At 40.7% G+C, this 26,674-nt stretch carries 17 protein-coding genes; 6 read left to right on the top strand and 11 right to left on the bottom strand.

Features of this window, described 5'->3' with window-relative positions; all coding sequences use genetic code 11:
* Positions 1–56 precede the first annotated feature (56 nt).
* From DBR40_RS20715 to DBR40_RS20705, 3 genes are read right to left on the bottom strand one after another with little or no spacing between them, the layout of a single operon-like run.
* A complete protein-coding gene (locus tag DBR40_RS20715) occupies positions 57–497 on the bottom strand; it encodes a hypothetical protein (RefSeq protein WP_124561660.1) in 441 nt (146 codons plus the stop codon).
* 18 nt (positions 498–515) lie between these two features.
* Positions 516–2,333, bottom strand: coding sequence for a serine hydrolase domain-containing protein (locus DBR40_RS20710; protein ID WP_124561659.1), 1,818 nt, complete (start codon positions 2,331–2,333; stop codon positions 516–518).
* Positions 2,320–3,954, bottom strand: a complete 1,635-nt coding sequence (locus DBR40_RS20705) for an amidohydrolase (RefSeq protein ID WP_124561658.1) — start codon at positions 3,952–3,954, stop codon at positions 2,320–2,322. The genes DBR40_RS20710 and DBR40_RS20705 overlap by 14 nt, the downstream gene beginning before the upstream one ends.
* 302 nt (positions 3,955–4,256) lie before the next feature.
* On the opposite strand from DBR40_RS20705, the gene mutL reads away from it, so the two are divergent.
* The 6 genes from mutL (at position 4,257) to DBR40_RS20675 (ending at position 13,019) form a co-directional block, all read left to right on the top strand.
* Positions 4,257–6,098, top strand: a complete 1,842-nt coding sequence (mutL, locus tag DBR40_RS20700; protein ID WP_124561657.1) for a DNA mismatch repair endonuclease MutL — start codon at positions 4,257–4,259, stop codon at positions 6,096–6,098.
* Between the two features lie 269 nt (positions 6,099–6,367).
* The gene (locus DBR40_RS20695) at positions 6,368–7,069 is read left to right on the top strand and encodes a rhomboid family intramembrane serine protease (RefSeq protein WP_124561656.1); all 702 of its coding nucleotides are present in this window, start codon (positions 6,368–6,370) and stop codon (positions 7,067–7,069) included.
* Complete coding sequence (locus DBR40_RS20690; RefSeq protein ID WP_124561655.1) at positions 7,062–7,916, top strand: rhomboid family intramembrane serine protease; 855 nt, start codon at positions 7,062–7,064, stop codon at positions 7,914–7,916. Before DBR40_RS20695 ends, DBR40_RS20690 begins: the two co-directional genes overlap by 8 nt.
* Positions 7,916–9,025, top strand: coding sequence for an endonuclease/exonuclease/phosphatase family protein (locus DBR40_RS20685; RefSeq protein ID WP_124561654.1), 1,110 nt, complete (start codon positions 7,916–7,918; stop codon positions 9,023–9,025). The genes DBR40_RS20690 and DBR40_RS20685 overlap by 1 nt, the downstream gene beginning before the upstream one ends.
* A gap of 211 nt (positions 9,026–9,236) precedes the next feature.
* Positions 9,237–9,869 carry a nitroreductase family protein gene (locus tag DBR40_RS20680; RefSeq protein WP_124561653.1) on the top strand — a complete coding sequence of 211 codons (633 nt, stop codon included), beginning with the start codon at positions 9,237–9,239 and terminating at the stop codon, positions 9,867–9,869.
* A 423-nt stretch (positions 9,870–10,292) separates the two neighbouring features.
* Positions 10,293–13,019, top strand: coding sequence for an Ig-like domain-containing protein (locus DBR40_RS20675; RefSeq protein WP_158674093.1), 2,727 nt, complete (start codon positions 10,293–10,295; stop codon positions 13,017–13,019).
* A 92-nt stretch (positions 13,020–13,111) separates the two neighbouring features.
* Here DBR40_RS20675 and DBR40_RS20670 read toward each other — a convergent pair whose 3' ends face one another.
* From DBR40_RS20670 to DBR40_RS20635, 8 genes are all read right to left on the bottom strand, one after another.
* Positions 13,112–14,080 carry a 2-hydroxyacid dehydrogenase gene (locus DBR40_RS20670; protein ID WP_124561652.1) on the bottom strand — a complete coding sequence of 323 codons (969 nt, stop codon included), beginning with the start codon at positions 14,078–14,080 and terminating at the stop codon, positions 13,112–13,114.
* Positions 14,081–14,122: 42 nt separating this feature from the next.
* A complete protein-coding gene (locus DBR40_RS20665) occupies positions 14,123–14,929 on the bottom strand; it encodes a DUF4249 domain-containing protein (protein WP_124561651.1) in 807 nt (268 codons plus the stop codon).
* 3 nt (positions 14,930–14,932) lie between these two features.
* On the bottom strand, positions 14,933–17,257 hold the full coding sequence (locus tag DBR40_RS20660) for a TonB-dependent receptor (RefSeq protein WP_124561650.1): 2,325 nt from the start codon (positions 17,255–17,257) through the stop codon (positions 14,933–14,935).
* Between the two features lie 92 nt (positions 17,258–17,349).
* Positions 17,350–18,477 (bottom strand): multiheme c-type cytochrome, encoded by a 1,128-nt coding sequence (locus DBR40_RS20655; RefSeq protein WP_158674092.1) that lies wholly within the window; start codon positions 18,475–18,477, stop codon positions 17,350–17,352.
* Between the two features lie 87 nt (positions 18,478–18,564).
* Positions 18,565–20,316 carry a cellulase family glycosylhydrolase gene (locus DBR40_RS20650; RefSeq protein ID WP_124561648.1) on the bottom strand — a complete coding sequence of 584 codons (1,752 nt, stop codon included), beginning with the start codon at positions 20,314–20,316 and terminating at the stop codon, positions 18,565–18,567.
* A gap of 17 nt (positions 20,317–20,333) precedes the next feature.
* The gene (locus DBR40_RS20645) at positions 20,334–21,737 is read right to left on the bottom strand and encodes a glycoside hydrolase family 30 protein (RefSeq protein WP_124561647.1); all 1,404 of its coding nucleotides are present in this window, start codon (positions 21,735–21,737) and stop codon (positions 20,334–20,336) included.
* An 88-nt stretch (positions 21,738–21,825) separates the two neighbouring features.
* Entirely contained in the window at positions 21,826–23,352 is a 1,527-nt protein-coding gene (locus DBR40_RS20640; RefSeq protein WP_124561646.1) for a RagB/SusD family nutrient uptake outer membrane protein, read from the bottom strand.
* 12 nt (positions 23,353–23,364) lie between these two features.
* Complete coding sequence (locus DBR40_RS20635) at positions 23,365–26,487, bottom strand: SusC/RagA family TonB-linked outer membrane protein (RefSeq protein WP_124561645.1); 3,123 nt, start codon at positions 26,485–26,487, stop codon at positions 23,365–23,367.
* Between the last annotated feature and the right edge of the window lie 187 nt (positions 26,488–26,674).

The raw sequence follows: 26,674 nt of genomic DNA, 5'->3' as shown, positions 1-26,674 counted from the left end.
CTAACCTGCGGCGTTTCGCCTGCCGGCACAATAAAAATAGCATCATTTTCTATCACCTAGCCCTGATCGAAATAATATCCGGCTGTAACCGGAAGTACCGCAGTGATGGTTTTTCCGTCCTTATCTTTTGTAGCATAAGTAACATTAATTAAATGGCTTTTCATGCTTACCTGTACCTTCTTTGAGGTTAACCTGGCTCCCGTAGCATTTATACAATCCAATTCAATAATTTTTGAATTCGCTATACCAGTAAGATCAAGCGAACTGGCCAAACGGATATTAAAAGATTTACCACTATTGTTTTTTATTGAGGCTAAAACTTTATACCGATCGAAATCCTGGTCTTTTACATTTACCTTTTCCTTATTTACAACAGTATATGTTACTGCAATCCCATTTACATTTACGGTTTCGCCATCTTTAATCTGCTGTGCGTTTACCTTGATTGATGCAACCACAAGGAGCAATAAAAAGGCTAATGCTTTGATACTTTTCATAATTAATGCGTTTTAGATTTATTTTTTAGATTCGTCAATAGCTTTGTTTACCACATCTTCAATCCGACCTCTGATTTTTAGATTCGACAATTTATCGGTAACGGTTGGATTAACACGGTTTGACAAGAAAACATAAACCAGGCCGCGTGAAGGATCTACCCAAACGCAGGTGCCGGTGTAACCCGTATGGCCGTAAGTTTGTGGCGAGGCCAGTTCAGATGGATAATGTTTAGTTGTATCAGGGTCCCATCGGTCGAAACCTAAACCTCTACGGCTCACATTCGATTGTTTTGATGTAAACATATCAACCGTTGTGTTTTTAAAATAGGTTTCTCCACCATAGGTTCCGCGGTTTAACAGCATCTGGTAAATAATAGCCAGATCGTTTGCGCTGGCAAATAACCCAGCATGACCTGAAATACCACCAGCCAAAGCTGCTCCCTGATCGTGAACATAGCCTACCAACAAGGTTTTCCTGAAATATTTATCATCCTCGGTTGGAATAATCTGCTCAGGTTTAAAACGGTTTCGAGGTAAAAAACCTGCAGTCTGCATTCCCAGCGGTTTATAAAAATTTTCGTATGTATATTGATTTAATGGCTCTTCGCTAATGTGTTCCACAATATCTTTCATTACATACATGCTAATGTCGCTGTATACATATTTACCTCGGGTTTTAATGGGTGAATTGAGCATTTTAGGCCACATAAAATCTTTAAAGAAGCCTTTTTTAATGTAATAGTTATCGGCTACTTTGGTAGGGTAAGCTGCAGATGAATCTCTGCTGTAATCGTCGGTTTTCACATAATCATGAAACGGAATGTAAGGGATAAAACCTGCTTGGTGCAACATTACTTCGCGCACCTGGATGTTGTTCATCGGGGTGGTACGTGCTTTAGGGATATATGCACCAATATTGGTATCCAATTTTAATTTCCCTTCTTCAAACAAACGCATTACGGCAGGCGTTGTGGCAGTAACTTTGGTTACCGAAGCCAGGTCGAAAATATCGGTTACCTTATCTGGCACATTGGTATCGTAAGTATGCGTGCCGTATGCTTTATTAAAAATCACCTTTCCATCTTTAGCCACCAAAACCACCAAACCTGGTGTTGCTTTTTGGGCAATGGCTTCGGTTGCGATGGCATCAATTTCCTTTAAATTATTAGAGTTTAAGCCTGCATCTTCGGGCACTGTATATTTTAAACGGATAGCGTTGGTGGTAAAGCCCGATCCCATGGTATAACGGGCAGAGTAAGCCATAGTTAATTTATTGGTAGCAGCAATACCTCCAAAAATATACTGAGGTACCAGATTGGCTGCATCGGCATTGTTTTGTACCGTCCAGACTATGGGCGATTGCAGCAGATCGAAAGATTTTAAAGCGGGCCCGTTACCGAAAAAGGAAATGATAACCTGTTTGTTTTTGCTAATGCTGTTAATAAAATTGATGTATTTGGCCTGGGTTACATGCTGATCATCAATGGCAATTAAAATGGTATTGAAGTATTTCAGATCATCCTCCAGATTATTGAGGTTTATGCTGTCTTTATACTCATCGGCCGAAAAGGAAGTAATCTTAGTGTATTTATTGGCCAAACTATCGAAAGCAGTGCTGTAAGTGAACCCGAGGCTAACAGATGCAATATTCTTTTTATCGAGCGATTTTAAAGGTACAACCGAACCCTGATTGTTTAATAATACAGTTGTACTGGTAATACTGTTGGCAATAGCAAGTTTTTTCTCGTTTACTGCATGGTCTTGTGCGCAGGCAGCTAAACATAAAACATTAAAGAAACTTGCCGCAGCCAGAACATACAATTTATTTCGCTTCATATACTTTTTCTCCGTTCAGGTAGGTTTTTAAAACTTTGGTTTTTAATATATTTTGTGGTGTTGTTTTTAAAATATCGTGATCGAGGATTACAAAGTCGGCTAATTTACCTTTTTCCAGACTTCCTTTTTCCTGCTCTTCAAAATTAGCTTTAGCTGCCCAAATGGTCATTCCGCGTAAAGCTTCTTCGGGTGTTAAGGCATTTTCGACCTGAAAACCACCCTTCGGGAAACCTTTTGCATCTGCCCGAACCGTTGCAGCATAAAACGTTAATAATGGATTAATGTTTTCGACCGGAAAATCTGTTCCCAATGGAATCCAACCATTCTGTTTCAACAATTGTTTGTAAGCGTAGGCACCCTTTAACCTTTCGGCACCTAAACGCTGTCCAGCCCAATACATATCGGAAGTAGCATGTGTAGGCTGAACTGACGGAACAATACTCGCTTTACCAAACAAGTTAAAATCGTTGGCATTTACCACCTGGGCATGCTCAATGCGCCAGCGTTTATCGTTTTTGCCTTTTAAAATTTTGTTGTAAATATCAAGTATTACCCGGTTGGCCGAATCGCCGATGGCATGGGTACACATCTGAAAATTATTGGCTGCAATTTTAGCTGCAACTTCTTCAAAATGCTGCCTATTGCTGAGCAGAAAACCAGTTTTATTGGGCATATCACTATAGGGATGCAATAAACAAGCACCTCTCGAACCTAAGGCCCCATCAGCATATACCTTAAATGCCCGTACATTTAGCCGATCGGTTTTAATGGGGCCACGGGCAAAAAGGTATTTATAATTTTCGGGTGCATCAGAAAGCATCACATACAACCTCATTTTGAGCTTCTGCTCTTTTTGCAGTTTTTCGATAAACTCAACCGCCAGATAACTTAGTCCACAATCATCAATCGTAGTTAAACCAGCAGCAAAGCAGTTCCGCTGGGCATCGGTAAAAATCTTTTCTGCCTGTTTAGCATCCGGTGAAGGAATTTTACTTTCTACAAGTGCTACCGCATTATCGATCAACACACCCGTTAACCTACCATTTTCGGTCAGCATATCGCCACCGGTTAGTTTTTTAGGACTTTTGATTCCTGCATCATCAAGTGCCTTTTGGTTGGCAATAGCAGCATGACCATCAATCCGGTTTAAAAACACCTGACGATTTGGGAACAGTTGCGTTAACTTTTCGTTAGTTGGAAAAGCTTTGTTTTCCCAATCGTTCTGATCCCAGCCATTGCCAATTAACCAGCCATCGGGATGGGTTTTGGCAAAAACGGTTAAACGGTCCAGCACTTCATCCCACGATTTCGTTTCGCGTAAATCGGCAGTCTGGAGGCTTTGTCCATAACCAAAAAAATGTGCATGGGCATCGATAAAACCAGGATAAACCGTTTTGCCTTTGGCATTAATTTCTTCTTTGGCACTATACTTACCTCTGATTTCGGCTGTATTGCCCAGGCTTAAAATTTTACCATTTTTCACGGCAAAAGCCTCAACTGTATCAAACCCGGCATTAACGGTGTACACTTTCGTGTTGTACACCATCACATCTACTTCTTCCTTTTTGGTACAAGAGGTAAACAACAAAGCCAGCAAAAGGCTGTACAAACTAGATTTCATGTTGATAAAGATAGAAAATTGAAAGCATTTGGCTTTGTAAATTCGGTTTTACAGAGGCGAAATCAGTTTACAGTGGACAGTTTCCATTTAACCTGTTTAAACAGTTAATCAATTAACCAGTTTACGATTAACCGATTCAAACAGTTAACCAGTTAACCAAGTGAACTAATGATCAGTAAACAAATGAACCATCAAACCAATTAATCCTATTTACCCACAGTCATTTACATGTTGAGTTTTAAACAATTCCGGTTCTTTAAGCTTATTTTGCATAATTTAGCGAATTCACTTTGCCCTAATACATGACTGATATTATTCACTTATTGCCTGATGCTGTTGCCAATCAGATTGCTGCCGGAGAAGTTGTTCAACGACCTGCTTCTGCAGTAAAAGAATTGCTCGAAAATTCGATAGATGCCGGTGCAGACAAAATTCAACTGGTAGTAAAAGATGCAGGCAAAGCCCTGATTCAGATTATTGATAATGGCTGTGGAATGAGTGTTACCGATGCACGCAGGTGTTTCGAGCGCCATGCTACCTCCAAGGTAAAAAAGGCCGAAGATTTATTCGCCATCCGTACCATGGGTTTCCGTGGTGAGGCCATGGCTTCGATCGCCGCCATTGCGCAGGTAGAAATGAAAACCCGCCGGTACGAAGATGAAATTGGCACCTGCATTTCTATTGAGGGTGCGCAGGTAACCGGGCAAGAACCCGTAGCCACTGCAGCCGGAACGCAGATTTCGATTAAGAACCTGTTTTTCAATACCCCGGCCCGCAGAAATTTTCTGAAGAGCAATCCGGTAGAAATGCGTCATATCCTTGATGAATTTCAACGGGTAGCCTTGGCACACCCCGAGGTGTTTTTCAGTCTGCATCACGATGGTGTAGAAATTTTTAACCTGCCAAAAGGCAATTTAAAACAGCGCATTGTACACCTTTTCGGCAACAACTATAACGAACGACTGGTACCTGTAGAGGAAGAAACTACCATTATTAATCTGAAAGGATATATTGGTAAGCCTGCTTTTGCAAAAAAAACAAGGGGCGAACAGTTCTTTTTTGTAAACAACCGTTTTATAAAAGACCCCTATTTAAACCATGCGGTAAGCTCAGCTTTCGAAGATCTTTTGCCCGAAGACAGTTATCCGTTATACGTATTGTTTATTGAGATCGATCCGGCAAAAATTGATGTGAACGTTCACCCTACCAAAACCGAAATTAAATATCTGGACGAGAAATCGATCTATGCCATTTTAAAATCGGCCGTTAAGCGTTCGATAGGCCGGTATAACATTGCCCCTACCCTTGATTTTGATCAGGAAACGGGCTTTAGCAATATGATTACGCACAAAGCGGTTGAAGACATTGTACCACCAAGCATTAATTTTAATCCTGATTTTAATCCTTTTGCCAGCGATAAAAGTTCTACTTCCGGTTATGCTTCATCGCCAAGAAATTATGATGCCAAACCCAGCGCCAAAAACTGGGGTACGCTTTACGATATAACTGAGCAACCTGTAGTTGAGCAAACCAGCTTTTATGAGGCTGACGATGCTGTTTTAGAGACCAAGCAAAAGCAATATATGCAGTTGCACAACCGTTATATTGTTTCGCAGATTAAATCTGGTTTAATGGTTATCGATCAGCAAATGGCGCACGAACGAATCCTTTACGAGCGTTTTCTCGTACATCTCGATGACCGCAAAGGAGCATCGCAGCAAAGTTTGTTTCCGCAAACCATTACGCTGAACGCAAACGATTTCGAACTGGCCAAAAGTTTGCTAGACGATATCAAAAGCCTGGGTTTCGATGTACGCGAGTTTGGTAAAAATACCCTTGTAGTTGAAGGTGTACCAGTTGATTTGGGCAGTACCAACATTAACGAGACACAATTATTTGAACAGTTGATTGAAGGCTTTAAAAATTCGCAACAGGAATTAAAATTAAATAAGCGCGATAGTTTAGCCAGGAGCTTAGCTAAAAACAGCGCCATTAAAGCGGGTACAAGTCTTGCACAAGAAGAAATGAATACACTTATTGATGAGCTTTTTGCCTGCAAAACCCCTAACTTTAGCGTTAGTGGCAAACCGATTATCCAAACCATAACTTTGGCAGAGCTGGATAAGAAGTTTGAGAAAAATTAGAAAAAGACTAAAGGTTAAAGACTAAAGCGGAAAGCTTAGATGCTCTAAGGAGATAAAAAGACCAAAGTCGGAAGCCTGGAGACTAAAGCTTAAAACGGAAATCGTCATTTTGACCGTAGTGACTACCCGTAAAGGCGGGGGAAATCTATGCGAAAGACTAAAGCCGAATTTTGATGTTAAATATGATAAAATAACAGTTTACCGATTTAAACAATTAACCAGTTCAACCTTTAAACACAGTTAGCAGATTAACCAATTTTTAAAATTAAATGAACAACATATATATCCCTCCAATAGTTAAAAACCTGCTGATTATTAACATCTTATTTTTCGCAGCTACGCTATTGCTTCCTAATCTTCATTTAGATAATTTACTTGCAGTTTTCTATTTCGATTCTCCCAAATTCAGATTTTGGCAGCCCATTACTTATATGTTTATGCATGGTGGTTTTGCGCACATATTCTTCAACATGTTTGCCTTATATTCTTTTGGCAGTATCCTCGAATCGCGCTGGGGTGCAAAAAAATTCCTCATATTTTATTTTGTTACCGGATTAGGCGCATTGGCCTTACAATGGGTAGTACAGGCATATGAAGTACATCAGATTATCGGCCATATTACCATGTTTGATGGTTGGGAAAAACTGATCCAATCGGAAAGACAAGCCCAAACATTGGGCAGCATTTATTATGGTGGCATGGTAGGTGCTTCGGGAGCCATTTTTGGCTTACTGGTCGCATTTGGCATGTTGTATCCAAATGCCGAATTACTGATTATGTTTATTCCCGTACCGGTAAAAGCTAAATACATTATTCCAATTTATATTTTAATAGAACTATCTTTAGGTGTTGCTCAGTTCGAAGGCGATTCTATAGCCCATTACGCGCATTTGGGTGGTGCTTTAATCGGCTTTATACTGGTTAAAATATGGAAAGACAAGAACGATACATTTTATACGCTCTATGAATAATACGTTTCAAGATTTAAAGTACAAGATTTTTCAATCAGGCAATCCCTTGTTTTTTTACATTGGCATTAATGTAATCCTGTTTTTGATCACTGCTATTATTGGTGTGCTTGCATTTTTTAGCAAATCAACATTAGGTATTGATGATTTGGTTAGAGAGTATGTTGGCTTACCCTCCAGCCTTTCTAAACTAGCAGAACGCTTTTATACCCCGTTCACCTATATGTTTTTTCACGACGGGATTCTTCACATTCTGTTTAATATGCTGGGTTTGTTTTGGTTCGGCAGTATATTCATGAATTTCCTGAAAAGCAGACAATTCCACTTTGTTTACCTTGCTGGTGGTTTAGCCGGAGCCCTAATTTACGTAGTAGGTTTAAACACCATTCCAGTGTTTGCCGATAATTTACTGGGACAAACTGTTATTGGCTCATCTGCAGCAGTAATGGCGATTATGGTCGCGGCCGCAACCTTAGTACCCAATTATACCATTATGCTGTTGCTTATTGGCGAAGTCAAAATTAAATGGGTAGCAATAGCCTACTTCCTCATTTCGTTTATAGGTTTATCATCGGCAAATGCCGGCGGAAATTTTGCACATATCGGGGGTGCCTTGCTGGGCTTCTTTTACATTAAAAGCCTGCAAAACGGAAACGACTGGAGCAAATTATTTGAGCGTAAACCTAAATTAAAAGTAGTTAGAAACGATAAACCTGTTAAAAAAACAGCATTTAAGGAAGGAGTTTCGCAACAGGAAATTGATGCCATTTTAGATAAAATATCTACTTCAGGATACGACAAATTAACGGCAGCGGAAAAAGAAAAATTATTTAAGGCAAGTAAAGATTAATGACAAAAAAGAAACGGTATAATTTCCTCGACAAGCTTCTTTTGCCCATTGCGGTTGCACTGGCAGTAGCTTTGCTCTTGGGTGTACTTGCCGGAAATATGGATCCACGCAAACACGCCATCATTGCGTTTTTTGGTTTGGCCTATCCCTATGTTCTTTTTTGCAATATCATTTTTCTGGTTTGGTGGCTCCTGAGCAAAAAATGGATCTTTGCCGTGGTAACCATTCTTGCTATTGCCATTGGTGCTAAAACCTTAAAAGCAACTTTTGCCTTAGGCGGCGATGAAGGTGCTATCAAAAAAGCCGATAACAGCATCAGAATGATGACCTACAACGTGCACAGTTTTAAGCTTTACGGAAAAGACAATACCGAATCGGTTAAAGAGAAAATGCTGCAGGTGGTTAAAGATCAAAATCCAGATATCATTTGTTTTCAGGAGTTTTTTACACGTTACAAAGGTGCTTTTGATACAGTAGACAGCTTAAAGGCTCTGCTAAATACCAAATACTATTACTTTGTACCTACCAACCGTAACGATTACGAAGCAACAGGCTTAGCCATTTTTTCAAAGTTCCCGATTAAAGATTCGGGCAAGATCCCTTTTGTTGATGGTTATTCGGGCAACATGAGTATTTATGTAGACTTAAATATTAAAGGCAAAGCCCTTCGGGTATATAATGTACACTTTCAATCCATTTCTTTCGAAAAGCAAGATTACGATTACCTGGATAAGGTAAAAGAAATGAATACCGAATTGCAGCCTTCGAAACGCATTTTAAGAATGCTAAAAGGAGCTTTCTATAAAAGGAGCGGTCAGGTTGATATTATGAAAAAGGAAATGGCAAGCTGCAAAACTCCTTATTTAATAGCTGGCGATTTTAACGATACCCCTGCCTCGTATGTGGTTACGCAAATTACTGCTGGACTCAACAACAGCTTCATTAAAAAAGGTAATGGTTTTGGCAAAACCTATAATGGTAAATTCCCTAATTTCCAGATCGATTATATCGCAACCTCTAAAGAACTGGAAGTACTTAACTATAAAATTACGCAAGCCAAACTATCCGATCACTTTCCGGTACGCAGCGATTTGAGGTTTTTGGATTAGGGGTGATTCAATGATTGAATTAGAGAGTGATTAAATTTATAGAGTGATTCAACGTCTATTCTCTCATTCAAACCGCACTCATTCTCTCATTTAAAAATATCAGCAGCAATACAATTCGCTCAAAAATATTTTTTCTTACCATACATCAACAGTTGGCAAAAAGCTTATCCCCATATTTGCTTCGTAAAATTTAAAAAAATAATCAAAAGATATGAGTTTAATAGATGCCCTAAACTGGCGTTATGCCGTTAAAAAAATGAATGGTCAACCCGTTGAACAAGAAAAGGTTGATAAAATTATTGCAGCTGCGCATTTGGCACCAACATCATCAGGCTTACAGCCATTTAAAGTTATTGTTGTAACCAATCAGGAGTTAAAAGAGAAAATTGCACCGATTGCTTATAACCAATCTCAGATTATCGATTCATCGCACCTTTTAATTTTTGCTGCAAACGAAAATTATACAGAAGAAGGTATTGATGCTGTATTTACCCGAATGAATGCTGAACGTGGTTTACCACAAAACGGAACCGATGCTTACAAAGCACAACTTAAAGGCATGATTTTATCGAGAAGTGCTGAAGAAAACTTTAACCATGCTGCACGTCAGGCTTATATTGGTTTTGGTGTTGCTATTGCAGAAGCTGCTTTACTAAAAGTAGATGCCACCCCAATGGAAGGCTTTAACGGACCAGCTTTAGACGAACTTTTAGGTTTAGATAAAAAAGGGTTAAGAAGCGTTACCCTATTGCCATTAGGTCATAGAGACGAAGCAGGCGACTGGTTGGTTAACCTTAAAAAGGTACGTTCTCCGAAAGAAGAATTCTTAATCGAATTAAATTAAAAGGTAAACACCATTATATTTTTAACACGGGCCGCTAATTAGTGGCCTGTGTTGTTTGCAGCAATCTTTCAGATACTTTCCGTAGAGTTAAGCGTAGCGTCTTTACGGATTTTTGAATAAGATTGAGTTTACAACTCAATGATTATAGAGTGAGTCGGAGACGCTATTCTATGCTGCAATCCGTAGTGTCCTTCGGAACACTACGGACAGACGTGAGCTTGCGCGCGTTTCCAACGCGTGCAGTAATAGTCCTTCGATTCTATCGCAAAGCCACGTTAAAAATACTTAGCTAAAGCCATACTCTTTAGGAAATGCCCATGAGCAATAATAAACTTTTGTAAAAAAATGTTAAACCTCCTTACAATTTAGGAGCTCTATTGATAATTGGATATATTTACAGGATTAGCATTTAACATCCAATTCATGAAGATTTATAGATTATCGTTTATTATACTTTCATTTCTGTTAGCACTAAATTTTTCTTCATCGGCCCAAACCGATACTGTAAGTATAAATACCATTATCACCAAAACCAATAAGGTTTTAACTGATTATCCAAACGAAAAAATTTATCTTCATTTCGATAAGCCTTATTATGCGGTTGCAGATACCGTTTGGTTTAAAGCCTATGTTACCGAAAACCAGAATTTCTTATCGGGCATCAGTAAAATTATTTATGTGGATATAATTAACCAGAAAGATTCGCTCGTCCAAACCTTAAAACTCCCAATTACAGGCGGATTTGCATACGGTAGTTTCCCTTTAGATCAGCTGAATTATAAACAAGGTAATTACCACGTTCGGGCTTATACTTTATGGATGCTCAACAGCCTGGATCCCGCCTATTTTAACAAAACTTTTTATGTTGGTGAAGCTATTGATAAAGAAGTTAAAACCCATATTACCTACAAAAATCTCTCTACAGATAAGCAGGAAAAAATTGATGCACGCGTGCAGTTCAGGGATGCCAGCAATAAACCTTATGCCAATAAAAATGTAACCTGGCAGGTAGTAACCAGTTATACAGTAATTGCCAAAGGCCGCGGAACTACCGATGCAAATGGTTACCTGACCATTGCTATGACCAATGCGCAGAAAGCCGAATATCAATTGCAAAAAGGCGAGCTGATAACCAGCATTAACACTACAGATAAAGACGTAGCCAGTAGCTCATTCCCGCTAAAAAATGCCATTTTGAGCAAAGATTTTCAGTTTTTCCCAGAGGGAGGAAATTTAGTTGCCGGTTTAACAAACAAGGTAGCCTTTAAAGCCATTAAAAGCGATGGCTTAGGCATTGGCGCCAAAGGCACTGTTACCGATAGTGAAGGCAAAAGCGTGGCTACTTTCAGCGATCAACATTTAGGCATGGGTAGTTTTAATTTACCTGCCGAAGCCGGAAAAACCTATAAAGCTGCTGTAACCTATGCCGATGGTACCACACAAAGCTATAATTTACCTGCTGTAACTACTAATGGTGTAGTGCTTAATGTGGATAATAGCAATGTCGATAATGTGGTAATTAAAATTGCTGCAAACGAAGCTTTTTTTGCAGAGAACCAGGGGAAAAAACTTTACCTCATTGCCCAAAGCAAAGGGGTAATCTGCTACGGCGCACAAACAGCCCTATCGAACAAAGAATACAATACTACCATACCTAAATTGAAATTCCCGACCGGAATTGCCCAGCTAACCCTGTTTAACGAACATGGTAAACCGCTTAGCGAAAGACTTGTTTTTGTACAGCATAAAAATAATATGACCGTAGCTTTAACCAGTGCTGCAACTACTTACGGCGTTAAGAAAAAGGTTAAAATTAATGTTGCAGCTAAAAAAGATGGTGCACCTGTTGAGGGTAGCTTCTCTGTAGCAGTAGTAGATGAAACTAAAGTACCATCAAGCGAAGATGCAACAAGTACCATCTTAACCGGACTTTTATTAAGCAGCGATGTTAAAGGTTATATTGAAAAAGCCAACTACTATTTCAATGCGCCCGATGCCAAGAAAAATGCAGACTTAGATGTGCTGTTACTTACACAGGGTTACCGCAGCTTTAAATACACCGATATTATTGCCAACAAACTGCCTAAAATTGATTTCCTTCCTGAACAAGGAATTGAAATTTCGGGAATTTTAAGGCAGAATAATGGAATTCCGGTTAGAAAGGGAGCCTTGCTTTTGAGCATCCCAGATAAACGCTTTAACCTGGAAGGCACTACAGATCCGGTAGGGAACTTTAAATTTTCGAACCTCGTATTTAACGATTCATCGAAAGTTACTGTTACGGCTAAGTACAATGTTAACTATAAAAACATGACCTTAAGCTTAAACGGTGCACCAGTCCCTACGTTAACCCGTAACTTCAGTGCAGCCGAAGAGGTTTTAAATATCGACAGTGCCTTAACTTCTTATCTGGATAACAGCAAACGCCAGTATGCTTACCTACATACCTTAAAAGATGTAAATATTAAGGCTGCTGTAATTCCGAAAGTAAGCCATAAAGATTATCCTTCCTTGTCGGGGCTTAGTCAAATGGCCGATCATGAAATTTCTGGCGATCGTTTAAAAGGCTGTGGTTTACTGATTAATTGCTTACAAGGTATGTTGGCGGGCGTTACTTTTGCCGACAATAACTTTTATGTAACCCGCGATTACAATCAGGGCAAAAAAATTCCGATGGGTATTTTCATTAACGGAATGAACGTGGATGTGAACCAGATCAATACACTCGATGCCAACCAACTCGAATCGGTTGAGGTATTTTTAAGAGACGATTTAGGCCTGGTTAACCGTGCCAACAATGTAAACGGTGTTATTGTATTTAACCAAAAAAAAGCACCTAAAGGAACCAAGATTACCAAAGCGCAACTGATGGATATGTTGCCTAAATACTACGAACTTACTTTCTCGCCACAAGGCTATAACAAAGAAAAGCAATTCTACTCGCCGCGTTACGATGTGCCTGCAAGCATGAACCGAAACGATTTAAGAACTACCATTTACTGGAACCCTAAAGTAGTTACCGATGCAACCGGCAACACCTCTTTCGAGTATTATAACGCTGATGGAAAAGGACAATACAAAGTGATTATAGAAGGTATAGATGCCAACGGAAACCTAGGCAGATCGGTGTTTAAGTACACAGTTAAGTAAAATATAAGAGGTAATATGTAAGATGGAAAGTCTATCTTACATATTCCATTTTACATCCTACACCTTCCATCATACCTCTCACATCTTCCGTCTTACATCTCACCTCTTACTTCAAAAGGCAACTGCTCCCCTTTCAATCCGGCAACTATATTCTGTACAATAATTTTAGCCATGGCTGCCCTCGTTTCTTCAGTTGCCGAGCCAATGTGTGGTAAAACAGCAACATTTTCCATGCTTAGTAAAGGGTTTGTTTTATCCATAGGTTCGGGATTGGTAACATCAAGTCCAGCACCCCAAATTACTTTTTCCTTTAATGCGCGGATCAAATCCGTTTCGTTGTGAATGCCCCCCCTTGCCGTATTGATAAAAATAGCATTGGATTTCATCTGGCTAAAAACATCAAAAGTAAATTTACCTTTGGTTTCGGGAGTTAAGGCAGTATGTACCGAAAGTACATCGCTTTTCGCTAAAAGTTCCTCGAATGAGACGTATTTAGCACCAATTTCCTGTTCAGCTTCTGTATTTTGCGAGCGATTATGGTAAATCACTTCCATGTGATAAGCGGCGGCACATTTTTTGGCCATTTCTAAACCTATTTTGCCCAGACCAAAAATCCCGAGGGTTTTACCATTTAATTCGATGCCCAGTTCGGGGCTGGGTTCATAGTTTTTCCACTCGCCTCTGATAATTTTCTGGCAGGAAAAGAAGGCTTTACGCGATACAGCCAGCATCAGTAAGAAAGCAGTATCGGCAGTTGCGGCACTTAAAACGCCAGGTGTATTACCAATAGGAATATTTAAACGTTTAGCTGCAGCCACATCAACCTGATCGAAACCTACCGAATGTAGTGCAATAACCTTTAAATGACTACAGGCATTTAAAAAAGCAGCATTAAGCTTATTGGGGCCAACACTAATCAAAGCATCATGATCTTTACAGGCTTCAATTAGTTCTTCGGCAGTAATTTGCCGGTTTTCTTTCCATTGGGTAATGGTAATACCGTTTTCTTCCAGTTGTTTTAAACCGACCGGAGCAATGTTGCCACTTATAAATACTTTCATATTAATTTAACAGTAAATCCAACCAGGAGTTTTTGATTATAGTTATTTTACTGTAATCGAAAGTACCTGATAAGTGTTTGCGCTGAAATAGCCTAGTGAATTATTCGAAATATTCGATGTTGGATTGGCCGGCGTAGTACCCTGGTTAGGTCCTCGATCCGCCTGCTGGCTCAGCGCATACCAATAATCAAATATATTGCTGTCAACACATTCCATTTCAATCTTCACCTTATCATTGGTATTCAGTTCATCGCTATCATGATCGTTGTTGGGCTTAAAAAACAGCTGAATCCGTAAGTCGTTACCGTTTGTTAAACGGTCGTTGTTGGCATAAAAACGTCGCGAAAGTACATCGTTTACGTACAGGTTAAAATGGTAGAAATTTACTTCGTTAACCGGATCGGTAAAAAATGCAGCAGCTGTTTTTCGGTCACGCCCAAAAAAAGTGTTTTTAATTATCCCAATCGAATCCATTTTAACCACATTGGGCATTTTAGAACTCGCGGTATAGTTCTGTCCCTCAACTGTTGCATTTAAGCTGTAGGTAACTCCTGGCTCGCCTTTCATCCGGTTAATGTAAGTACCCGGTTTAGTGCCTTCTTTAAACACAAACTTATTTCCCTTGCTATCGGTAACCGTTACCGTAGCGCCCGAAACCTTCGGAAAAACATTTTCTTCGGTATAACCAATCGTTTTGCTGATTTTAATCTCCTGATCAATCAACTGGTTGTTAATTATGCCTTCAATTACAATTTGAGGTGCCGCATTTTCAGTATCGATAGAGATAATTTTCTTGCAGGAAGCCAGGCACAAAGTAAAAAGGGCAAAATATATCGTTAGTGTTTTCATGGATTAAAATTTAAAGTTCCAGGTTATAGATGGAATAAGCCCAAACAATGAGGTTTGCTGTGCAGCCGTTTTGTTTGGATTGTCGGGATCGGTGATAAACTCTATCGAATAAGGATTTTTTCTGGCCAGTAGATTGTAAATACCAAAATTCCAGCTCGATTGGTATTTACCTTTATTCTTACCTTCTAGTGTTGCACTTACATCTAAACGCATGTTGTAAGGCATACGGCCTGCATTGCGTTGGGTATAATAATAAGCCGGCTGCCCCCCAACGGTATATTTACCTGCCGGATAAGTAACGGCATTACCTGTACTGTAAATAAAGCTTGATGAAAAAGTCCACCTTTTGGTCATGTTATATATTCCAACCAGTGAAATATCGTGCGTGCGGTCTTGCCTAGCCGGAAAATATTTACCGTTATTTAATTCGGTAAATTTGCGTTCGGTACGCGATAAGGTATAACCTACCCAACCATTCAGCTTACCAAATTTTTTTTTGAAGAACAGCTCCAATCCATAAGCACGACCAACACCATACAACAGCTCCGATTCTACATTTGAATTAGCCAGCAACTGGGCCGCGTTTTTATAATCGATTTGGTTTTGCAACCACTTATAATAAATCTCGGCCGATAACTCGTAAGTATTTTCTTTAATATTTTTAAAATAGCCCAAAGCCACCTGATCGGCAATTTCAGGCTTAATGTTGTTACTGCTCAACACATACTGATCGGTTGGCGAACTTGAAGTAGCGTTGGTTAAAATATGAACATTTTGCGTATTGCGGTTATACGATGCTTTAATTGAATTTTCTTCGTTAAAAAGATAGCTCACGGAAAAACGGGGTTCCAGATTGAAATAGTTTTTGTAAAACTTGCCCTTAGCCACACTTTCTGTAGAGATGATTTCGCCAGCCGCATTGTAATTATTAAAATTACCGGGGCCCATTAAAGAGAAGGCAGCCAGCCTTACACCATACAAAAAGTTAAGGTGTTCGTTTACGCTCCATTCATCAGAAATATAAGCGGCAGATTCTATTCCATAGCGGCGCTCCTGCGTAAGCGAATTTACCTGCGAGGCTACATCGCTATCAATATCAATCGGCGAAATGCGGTGTTGCGTAGCATTTAATCCAAATCTTAAAATGTGTTTGTTGCTGAAGTATTGAAAATCTTCTTTAAAATTAAAATCGCGTACCAGCGAGGTGGCCTTAAAATTAGTGGCATCGTTAAGCAGGCGAACAGTGTAATTGTAATTGTTGTAAATTAACGAGGTATTAGAGAATAAACGGTCGTTAAAAATATGGTTTAGCCTGATTGTAGTGGTTACATTACCCCAGTTATTCTCAAACAAATCCTTCACCCCTATATTGTCTTTACCAAAATAACCCGAAATATAGATGGTGTTTTTATCATTTATTTTATAGTTGGCCTTGGCGTTAATATCGTAAAAATTCAACGTGCTCCCATTTACCGACGAATCTGGTGAAGCCCTTAAAAATAAATCGATATAGGTACGGCGAAAGCTTACCATAAACGAGCCGCGGTCTTTAACAATAGGCCCTTCGGCTTTAATACGCGAAGCAATTAAACCAATACCACCCTGAAATTTAAACTCTTTATTGTTGCCATCATCCATTTTCACGTCTAAAACAGACGATAAACGGCCGCCATACTGGGCAGGCATACCGCCTTTATACAGGCTTACATCCTTAATGGCATCGGCGTTAAAGGTAGAGAAGAATCCCAACAGGTGCGACGAGTTGTACACCACAGCCTCATCGAGAATAATAAGGTTCTGATCGGCAGCGCCACCACGCACATAAAAACCGGTATTACCCTCCCCACCCGATTTTACGCCGGGCAGCAACTGGATGGTTTTCAGAATATCCTTTTCACCAAGTAGAACCGGAATGGCGTTCAACGCTTTCATATCAACCCGTTCAAGGCCCATTTGCGCGCTTTTAACATTTTCGTTTTTGCGGTTATTGGCACTCACGGTTACTTCGGCCAAATCGTTGGCACTCTTTAATTCTTCGTTTAATTTGGTATCTTTTGTTAAATTGATTTTTTTAACCAGAGGCGCATACCCGGTGTAGCTAACCGATACGGTATACTCTCCTTCTACCTGGGTTAAGGCAAAATAGCCATAGGCATTGGTTAAGGTTGCGCCGGTTGTAGGGCCAATTACTTTTATTGTTGCGCCAATTAATGTTTCGCCGGTGCCGGCATCGCGGATGGTACCACTAAGGGTAAATTTACTTTGGGCAAAAACAACTGTATTTAAAAGAAGAAGGGAAAATAAAGCAAAGTAATTTTTTATGAGCATATCGGCAACTATCTAAGATGAAGGAAACCAAATGTACGAATTCAAAGTTCTTTTTATGAGAACATTGTGCATTTACTGCCACGAAAATTGGTTTACTTACTATTAACGGGATAAATGCCAATATGGTGTGAGCGCAACATATAAGCGCTTACCTGATCTATGCCAGCCTGCTGAAAAGTGATGAGTTTGGAAGGAGTTTTGGGCATGTGGCAATCGATGCAATTGGTGCTGAGCGATCCTTTTGCAAGCGTGGTACTGCTGTGTCTGGTGGTTTGGTGACAACTTATACAGCGCTGCGAGTAGATACTTAAATTGCCTTTAATATTTTCGTGTGTATTGTGGCACGATTGGCAGGTCATACTTTCGCTTTTGCGGTAGCAATTGCTCCCCTTCAGCATTTCAGTCTGGTTACCATGCACATCGGGATCGGCACTGCCAAAACCTGCAAAATCTTGTGCATAATAGTCATCTAAATTATCGCCGGGCTGGAAACCGAAAACCGATTTTTGGGCAACCAGTGAATTGCCCGAGTGGCATACCCCGCAGGCATCCATCTTTTGTTTTCTGCTGAGCGTTTTATAAATGGTGATAAATTTTGCAGTTTTCTCTTCGGGGTTTTCGAGGTGAAAAACCGCATGTTGCCGGCCCGGTCCGTGGCAACGCTCGCAATCTATACCGTAAATCAATGCAGCACGCTCCATTTCCTCATCGGTAGAAATACCCGAAGTTTGAGTCACCTTTTTCTCTACATACGAAGCATGGCATTCTAAACAACGGCTACCAATCGGTCTGTCGTAATAAAAGGTTTGTTTGGTAAAACCCGGACTAATGGCCCAGTTCCTGATCGCCGAAAAATACGAAAGCGGCAGTTCGTAAAGCTTTTTGCCTTTCCAATAAGCGTAGGTATAGGCTTTCTCGCCCGAGCCGAATACCATATCGAACCTTTGGGCCCGCACTTCTTTGCCAGCTACATAAGCTACCTGAAAAATACCCGTTGCCCGTTTTTCAACCACTACCTTTTGATGCGCATCGAAACTAAAGGCATTAGAATCGGGCGCAAAAACTTTTAACAACTCCATATCGGCCACTGGTTTAGAGGTTAACCCATGGGTATTGTGTAGGTAAGATTGCGTAATTTCTTTATGGCATTTTACACAGGTAGCTGCCCCGATATAAGCTTCGCCTCTGATATCCTTTGGTAACCGGACGGCCGTATTCATGCATCTTGAAAGGATAAAGACGACTACCGCCATCGCCCCTATAATAGTCAGGATCCGTTTTATACCTTTCAAGATGTTGTTAGCTTTTTATTTTACAAACTGAATATAACTAAAATTATAACCGCCAACTGCGGCCAGTATCCTAATTTTTTGTTTACCGGCCTTTAGTGCCAGGTTTTTGATTTCGAATGTGGCAAACTTTTTCGCATCACCTGTATTAGGCACAGCTACTGCTTTAACTACAGTTTTACCATCAATTAAAATGCTTATCCTGCCAGCATCCTGATCGGCAGCAATATTGAGTTTTAAAGTATAATTCCCTTTTTGGGCAACGTTTACCGTGTATTGTAGCCATTCCCCTTTTTCGATATGGTTTACATAATACTTTTCGTACTGGAGCGAATCTTTGGCAATATCTACACCATCATTGCGGTAAATCCTGCCCCGGTTTCCTGCCGATCTTTTATTGGTTGAAGTATGATAATCTGCCGTATCGGTATCGAAATAAGCAAAACCGTTTTTACCCAAATCATAATCAACAGCATAAATAATGCTCTTGTTTTTAACCAAATTGGCTTTAAAGGGTTTAGTTTCGTTGCTAAAAGGCTGGCGAATCATCGCATCGATTACATCGCGGTGGATGATCGTATTTTCTAACCTCGAATAAATGGCCAGTTCCATCAGGCCACTGTACACGTTGCTATCTTTAGGTTTGTTGCCACCGTTATTCAGGTATTTAACCAGGGCATCATAATTGGGATTCGATTTAATTTCCATTGGGTTATTTACGCCGATTTTTTTCAAAGGCCACCACGACCAACCAATATTATTTTTTTCTAACAGGTGTATGGCATCGGTAAACCAAACGTTAGAGTTTTCGCCTGTTTCGCCCAGCCAAACGGGGACCTGCTGCTCATCGCGCGCTTTGATAATATGTGCAATCGAAGCCTGATCGTTATAATTCCAGTATTTATGGAAACTTAAGGCTATATTTTTATCCCACAACGGGAAAATACCATTGTAATTATTGCCCCAGCCATTCCCTTCAATAATAATAAGGTGTTGCTGATCTACCTCGCGAATGGCTTTGGTAATCTCTACCATTAGTTTCCTCAAAGGGGCGTTTACCTTTTCTTTGGTTCCATTTTTATCTTCTTCGGGATTGCTGAAACCATAGTTAGGCTCGTTTATAATATCGTAGGCCCCGATATAGGGCTCGTTTTTATAGCGCTCGGCCAGTTTTCGCCAAAGGGCAATGGTTTTCTCCTGATTAGCTTCACTATCCCACAGGTAGGGTTTTGACGGATCGCGGTCGGCAATGTTTAAATCGTTGCCCTGCCCTCCCGGTGCTGCATGCAAATCTAAAATGAGGTACATTTTATTGGCCTTACACCAGTTGAGTAAACTATCAGTCATGGCAAAACCTTTTTCGAGCCAGGTATTTTTACCGGCTACCGGCTCCTGATCAACAGGTAAGGTATAAAGATTATAATGCATGGGCAACCGGATCGAGTTAAAACCCCAGCGTTTCATCGAGTCTACATCTGTTTTACGCATGTGGTTAGCTAGCCAGACGTCGTAAAACTCCTGCGTTTGCTTCGGTCCCATTAGCTCCGTTATCCTTTCGCGGATGCGGTATTGCTGCGCTTCTTTATTAATTTTAAGCATGTAGCCTTCCTGCAACATCCAGCCCCCAAGACCAATGCCACGCAACAACACATTCCGGCCCTGGCCATCAACAATTTTTGTGCCCGATGCTTTTAAAAAACCCTGACTAAAACCGGTAATTGAAATGCTGCTAAAGAGAAAAATATATAAAAGTGATTTTTTTAAAAACATAGTTGAGACGATTGATTTTACCAGAGATAAGTGGCTACCGCGCCCTTATCGAGCGTTGCAGCGTATGTTTTGCCGTTCTGACTGATGTTAAATGCAGCAGCATCTTTGCCTGTATTGGCCACAACAAGTACATATTTACCATCGGGCGTTTTAAAGGCAACATTGGCCAAACCGTTTAATTCGTTAGACGCAATGCGTACCGAGCCAGGCCTCACAAATTTCGAAGCATGGGCAATAGAAAAATAGGCCAGGTTCCGGCTATAGTTGTCACCATTAATGGTAACCGCGCCCTGGCACATCGAACAACCTCCTCTATCGGTATAAGGCTTGTTTTGCGGATCGGCAGCAAGGTTCCACTCCAGCACGTTTTTGCTCCAGTTGCGGGTAGCGCCAATAATTAAGCGTTTTACCGGGTTAACGATATTAATGGTTGCCGCATCAGGCTGCTCTACCACCATTTGCTCAGAGAAGTAGATATTTTTATCGGGATGGGCGTTGTGCACATCGGTTAGCGCTTCGATTTTACCACCATACAAGTGAAAGGCAGAGCCAGCTATGTATTTCTTTGCTGCCGGATCATCCAAAATACTGATTGGATAATCGGGCCGGTCGGCATTGTGATCGTACACAATAATTTTAGTTTTAATATTGGCTTTTGCGAATGCTGGGCCAAGAAACTGCTTTACAAAAACAGCCTGATCTGGTGCTACCATAAGTAAGCTGGGGTTATTACCCGGATGTAAAGGCTCGTTTTGCACAGTAATGGCATCGATAGGAATACCTGCCTTTTGCATTTCCTGTACATAACGTACAAAATATTTGGCATAAGTACCATAATATTCAGGTTTTAGCATACCGCCGCGGGCATCGTATGTTGTTTTCATCCATAAGGGAGGAGACCATGGCGAACCCATAATTTTTATTTTAGGGTTAATGGACAGGATTTCCTTCATTACCGGAATAACATCTGCCTTATCTGGTCCCAAATCAAATTTAGCCTGCTCCAGATCGGTTCGCCCCTCGGGAAGGTCGTTGTAAGAAAATACTTTTTCGTTTAAATCGGATGCGCCAATACTTAACCTTATGTAACTTACCCCAATGTTGGTACCATTGGTTGCAAACAGTTCTTTAAGCAAAGCTGCCCTTGCCGGTGCCGACATTTTAACGATATGCTGGGCGCTTCCGCCGGTTAAGGCATAGCCAAAACCATCAATACTTTGAAAAGTTTCTTTATCGTTTACAAAAATGGTGGGCTGCTTATTTTTAGCAGTGACCGGGTTTAAGCCTGTAGCTTGCCGGGTAAATAAGGCTGTACGGTCGGCTTTCGTTAACCACACCTCTGGCTGGCTTTGTGCCATAACAGCTGCCGAAAAAGTAAAAGCACAACCCATTATGAGCCCAAAGGACTTGGTGAATAGCATATAAAAAAGATGAGCTGATAAAAAACAGGAAGAAAGACTTTGCTTTCTCCCTGTAACAATTAAACATTAAGGATATATAGACGGGAATTTATTTAGAGCCGCCCCACTCTTTACTCTGTAAAATTTTAGAATTGGCCAATTCTCTTTCCGGAACGGGTAATATTTCATTTTTACCTGCAACAAAACCTTTTGAAGAGAGTTTTGAAGCGGCAAGACCCCAACGTACCAGATCAAACCAGCGTTGGCCTTCTGCAGCAAGCTCAATCCTTCTTTCCTTCATAATGTTATCTATGGTAACCGCAACCGGATTTAAGCCAACCCTCGCCCTAACAGCATTAAACATGATGTAGGCTTTAGTACCGGCACCAACTGCTGCGCCACTTTTTAACAAGGCTTCGGCTTCCATCATATAGGTATCGGCCAAACGGATTTCGTACATGTTTTGGCCAAAGTTTAATTCCAGCTGACCTACAGCTGCTTTGGTTGAGGTACGGCCTGCAAATTTTTCGACAAAGTAACCAGTATTGGCGTTGGCATGTTTATAGCTTACAATACCCGCTTTTTCTAAACTGTCTAAATTGGCAACAGTAGGTTTATTTCGTGGATCGAAATGAATTAAATCGAAAAATTCTTGTGTAAACGGCATTACGCTCCAGCCCGAAACATAATCGGGAGCCTGTGCAGCAATTTTTGGCACATAGTTACGCGGGCCAACCAAAATGCCCATAACGTTACCTTCGCCGCTACCCACATTGCCCCAACCCATGTTTGAGGTGGTATTGTAGGCAAGCTCGAGTATAGATTCGGAGTTGAACTTATTGGTTACTTTCCACAAATCGGCAAAGTTAGGCAGCAATTTATAACCATAGGTACTTGCACCGGGTGCTGCCCCATTTACCAAAGCAAATTCTGATGCCGCCTGTACCCATTTCTCCTGCCATAAATAAACCTTACCCAAAACAGCATGTACTGCACCTTGCCCTAAACGCCCGGCTTCTGCTGTGGGTATGGTAGCAGGCAAAGCTCCTAATGAAGCATTTAAATCTGCTTCAATCTGTTTGTAAACATCGGCAGGTGCTGCTTGTACCACATTGTACATGTTATCCTTATCTACAGGCTCTAATAAAAGCGGCACATTTTTAAAAATACGTACCAAATCGAAGTAGAAGATAGCACGTAGCGCTTTGGCTTCTGCTATATACCTGTTTTTGGTGTTGGCATCCATGCCTATACCTTCTATTTTCTTCAACAACACATTTGCACGGTATATGCCAGTAAAGCCTTTGCCCCATAAATAACTCGGCGCACCCGAAAGTGAATTTACGGTATAGTTATTCATGGCCTGTAAATCGCCCAAATCGGAAGGCGAATCGCCCCCGGCAAAGTGATCGTCAGAGCCCGAAGCAAAAATATTTAGCTTGGTTAAATAACCCGACGACTGATTGCCCAACTGATCGTAAACAGCCACTAAACCATTAAAAGCCTGTTGTTGGTTCACGTAATAACCGCTCTCCAGAATACGATCTCTTGGGTTTACGTCCAATTGTTTTTGGCACGAAACCAATTCCTGACTTGCAACTAAAAGCGCTGCATAAAATAAAATATTCTTTTTCATCTTCTACTTAAATTAAAATGCAACATTTAAACCAACCATAAATGAGCGTGCCTGCGGATAAACACCCCTGTCTACTCCCAACACGGTACCACCGATTTCTGGATCGTAGCCGCTATAGTTGGTAATGGTCCAAAGGTTTTCGCTCATTAAATAAACACGGAGTTTCTGTGCGCCAATTTTTTGTGTAATTTTTGAAGGAAGATTATAACCAATCTGAAGGGTTTTCAATCTGAAGTAATCGCCCTTTTCAAGATATTTTTTAGAGAATTTGGTATTGTTTCCGTTCGGATCGTTTTCTACCACTCTTGGAACTGTAGTAGAAGGATTGTTAGGTGTCCAGCGATCTAAGATCGAATGCTGCCAGTTGGCATAAGTCACATCTAGACGTCTTAAGCCCTGGAAAATCATGTTACCTGCAACACCGTTTCCGAATATAACCATATCAAAACCTTTGTAGGCCAGGTTTACGGTTACACCATAGGTTAATTTAGGTAGCGGACTGCCAATGTAAGTCCTGTCCGATCCCGAAATGGTTTCATTGCCGTCTAAGTTGGCATATTTAATATCGCCTGGTTTTGCTGTTGGCTGAAGTATAGTGCCTGCCGGACCGCGGTAAGCATCAATTTCTGCCTGCGTTTGGAAAATACCCAGCATTTCGTAACCATAAAATTCGTTAAACGATCTGCCTAAACCAGTTCTGGTAAAGTTACCCATGGTTTGAAACGATTGAGCGTTATCTTCGATAAAGCTTTTGCCAGGCAATAATCTGGTTACCTTGTTTTTTAAGGTAGAAAGGTTTGCGTTAACACCCAGGTTAAACTCGCCGATCCTTTTTTTGTAACCAAGCTCAAACTCAAAACCTGTATTCTGCATATCACCCACGTTTTCTGCCGCACCACCTGCTGCACCAACATAAAGTGGTATATCTGGTGTTTGTAAAACGCCCACAGTTTTTTTCTTGTAATACTCAGCCGATAAACTGAAATCGTTAAGCAAGGTTAAATCGAAACCGATATTGGTTTGGCGGGTTTCTTCCCACTTCAAATCAGGGTTTGAAAGTGCAGCAGGACTCCATCCAATGGTGCTGATATCAGTAGTACCGAAAGAGTAGTTACGTCCGCTTTGTACCAGCGCAATGTACCTGAAATCGCCAATTGCATCGTTACCGGTTACCCCGTAACCCCCACGGATTTTTAAGAAGTTGATGACTTTATTTTCTTTCCAGAAACCTTCTTTGCTCGGTACCCAACCCAATGAGAATGAAGGGAAATAACCAAATCTGTTGTTGCTACCAAAGCGGGATGAACCGTCACGGCGGATAATACCAGTAAATAAATATTTTTCATCATAATCATAAGTAACCCTGGTAAACAACGAGTTAATGGTATGTGGTGTACCATCGCTACCATCGCTGGTTCTATCGCCGGCAATTGGCTTATAGTTCATATTGCCCTGATAAAAATCGGTTGCAATTACGTTGGCAAAGTTTACGTTAATGCCACGGTTGTTGTTATCCAGATAATAACCCTGACCTAAAATGGCAAATGCATGGTGTTTACCAATGTTTTTGGTATAACTCAGCGTATTTTCCCAGTTATAATTTAACACCGTATTTATTTCCCTGTAAAATGATGCTTTATCGTTTTTATTAGAAGATGTTAAATAAAACAATGGTGTAAAACGGTCTTCGCCGTAGAAAGCTACTTTAGTTCCAAGCGATGACCTGAATTTAAATTCGGATGTTGGCTGGATTTCGGCAAAAACGTTACCTACAATATTATGGTCCCAGGTATAATTGCCCAAACGTGTTTGCATGTAAGCCAGTGGATTACTCATTTCCTGCCCTACAACCGAAGATAAACCGTAAGGAAAACCTGTAGCCGGATCTTTTAAAACATTGGGTAAGGTATAAGGTGAAGCACCAATAATTGCTGCATTGGTTTCAATTGCAGGTGTAATTGGATCTAAGTTAATTGCCGAACTCAATGGCCCGCCAAACTCACTGTTGGTGTTACCTAAACTGCTTGATACTGCATGGCTATAACCCATGTTTTCGCCAAAGGTTAACCATTTTGCTGGTTTAAACGTAGTGTTAATCCTTACGTTGGCCCTGTTCCATTTAGAAATAGGACTGGCCACAATACCATCCTGATCGATATAACCGAAAGAAGTGTAATAATTGGCTTTGTCGTTTCCACCAGAAACACTGAATTCATGTGTTTGTCTTCTGGCATCGTTGTTAAAAATTACAGACTGCCAGTCGGTTCCTTCGCCAAATGCAGCCGGATTTGTATAAGGCGCTGCTTTACCAGCGTTTACTGCCGATTCGTTTCTGATCGTGGCATACTCAGTAGCATTTAACAGATCTAATTTTTTAGCTGGTGCCGAAGTACCATAAAAAGCATTGTAGTTGATGTTTAAACCACCTGTTTTACCTTTTTTAGTAGAAATGATAATAACGCCGTTAGCTGCACGTGCACCATAAATGGCCTGCGAAGCGGCATCTTTTAACACTTCAATGGATTCGATATCCGATTGGTTCAGGTAGCCTATACCGCCGTTATCAACAATTACCCCATCAACAACCCAAAGCGGATCGTTATTACCTGATGATGCAAATGAAGTGTAACCCCTAACCCGAACGGTTGAAGAGGTACCCGGCTGACCGTTACCACTAGCAATGGTTAAACCAGATGTTCTGCCTTGTAATGATTGCTCGATCCGGTTAATTGGCATGGTTTCCAAATCTTTGGCTTTTACACTTGAAATAGATCCCGTTACCACACTTTTCTTTTGCGTACCGTAACCTACTACAACCACCTCAGTTAAGTCTTTCGAATCGGCAGTAAGCGTTACATTAATACGGCCACCTGCTGGAACAGTTACCGTTTGCGCTGCCATACCAATTAAACTGATGGTTAACTTTGCCCCTACCGGAGCCTGAATGGTAAATACACCATTGGCATCGGTCGATGCTGCTTTTGTAGTTCCATCTAACTTAACTGTTACGCCTGGTAATGGTGAACCATTTTGCTCTGTTACCTTTCCTGTAACTGGAATGTCTTGTGCCAATAAGGCGAGCGGAAAAGCCAGGAGACAGTAAATGAAGAATACGAATGTAAATCTTCCTCTCATAGAAATTAGTTTTTAGTTAATGATATTTGGTTAGTTCATGAACACAGTCTTATTGGCTGCTGTTCATAAATCAAATCTAGAGACGTGAGGAGCAATAGCACAATTTACCACTACTACACCAACCATACACCAACCCTCAAACGGGCTAAAAAACAGAAAAAAAGGGCCTACATAAGCCCTACAACAG

It is taken from the genome of Pedobacter sp. KBW01, from assembly GCF_003852395.1.
Classification (GTDB): domain Bacteria; phylum Bacteroidota; class Bacteroidia; order Sphingobacteriales; family Sphingobacteriaceae; genus Pedobacter.
The sequence above is the reverse complement of the archived record's forward strand: the minus strand, read 5'-3'. Positions and strand labels throughout refer to the sequence as shown.

Coding starts and splice junctions, on each gene's coding strand:
- DBR40_RS20715 (WP_124561660.1), bottom strand. CDS start 497: ATGAAAAGTATCAAAGCATTAGCCTTTTTATTGCTCCTTGTGGTTGCA.
- DBR40_RS20710 (WP_124561659.1), bottom strand. CDS start 2,333: ATGAAGCGAAATAAATTGTATGTTCTGGCTGCGGCAAGTTTCTTTAAT.
- DBR40_RS20705 (WP_124561658.1), bottom strand. CDS start 3,954: ATGAAATCTAGTTTGTACAGCCTTTTGCTGGCTTTGTTGTTTACCTCT.
- mutL (WP_124561657.1), top strand. CDS start 4,257: ATGACTGATATTATTCACTTATTGCCTGATGCTGTTGCCAATCAGATT.
- DBR40_RS20695 (WP_124561656.1), top strand. CDS start 6,368: ATGAACAACATATATATCCCTCCAATAGTTAAAAACCTGCTGATTATT.
- DBR40_RS20690 (WP_124561655.1), top strand. CDS start 7,062: ATGAATAATACGTTTCAAGATTTAAAGTACAAGATTTTTCAATCAGGC.
- DBR40_RS20685 (WP_124561654.1), top strand. CDS start 7,916: ATGACAAAAAAGAAACGGTATAATTTCCTCGACAAGCTTCTTTTGCCC.
- DBR40_RS20680 (WP_124561653.1), top strand. CDS start 9,237: ATGAGTTTAATAGATGCCCTAAACTGGCGTTATGCCGTTAAAAAAATG.
- DBR40_RS20675 (WP_158674093.1), top strand. CDS start 10,293: ATGAAGATTTATAGATTATCGTTTATTATACTTTCATTTCTGTTAGCA.
- DBR40_RS20670 (WP_124561652.1), bottom strand. CDS start 14,080: ATGAAAGTATTTATAAGTGGCAACATTGCTCCGGTCGGTTTAAAACAA.
- DBR40_RS20665 (WP_124561651.1), bottom strand. CDS start 14,929: ATGAAAACACTAACGATATATTTTGCCCTTTTTACTTTGTGCCTGGCT.
- DBR40_RS20660 (WP_124561650.1), bottom strand. CDS start 17,257: ATGCTCATAAAAAATTACTTTGCTTTATTTTCCCTTCTTCTTTTAAAT.
- DBR40_RS20655 (WP_158674092.1), bottom strand. CDS start 18,477: ATGAATACGGCCGTCCGGTTACCAAAGGATATCAGAGGCGAAGCTTAT.
- DBR40_RS20650 (WP_124561648.1), bottom strand. CDS start 20,316: ATGTTTTTAAAAAAATCACTTTTATATATTTTTCTCTTTAGCAGCATT.
- DBR40_RS20645 (WP_124561647.1), bottom strand. CDS start 21,737: ATGCTATTCACCAAGTCCTTTGGGCTCATAATGGGTTGTGCTTTTACT.
- DBR40_RS20640 (WP_124561646.1), bottom strand. CDS start 23,352: ATGAAAAAGAATATTTTATTTTATGCAGCGCTTTTAGTTGCAAGTCAG.
- DBR40_RS20635 (WP_124561645.1), bottom strand. CDS start 26,487: ATGAGAGGAAGATTTACATTCGTATTCTTCATTTACTGTCTCCTGGCT.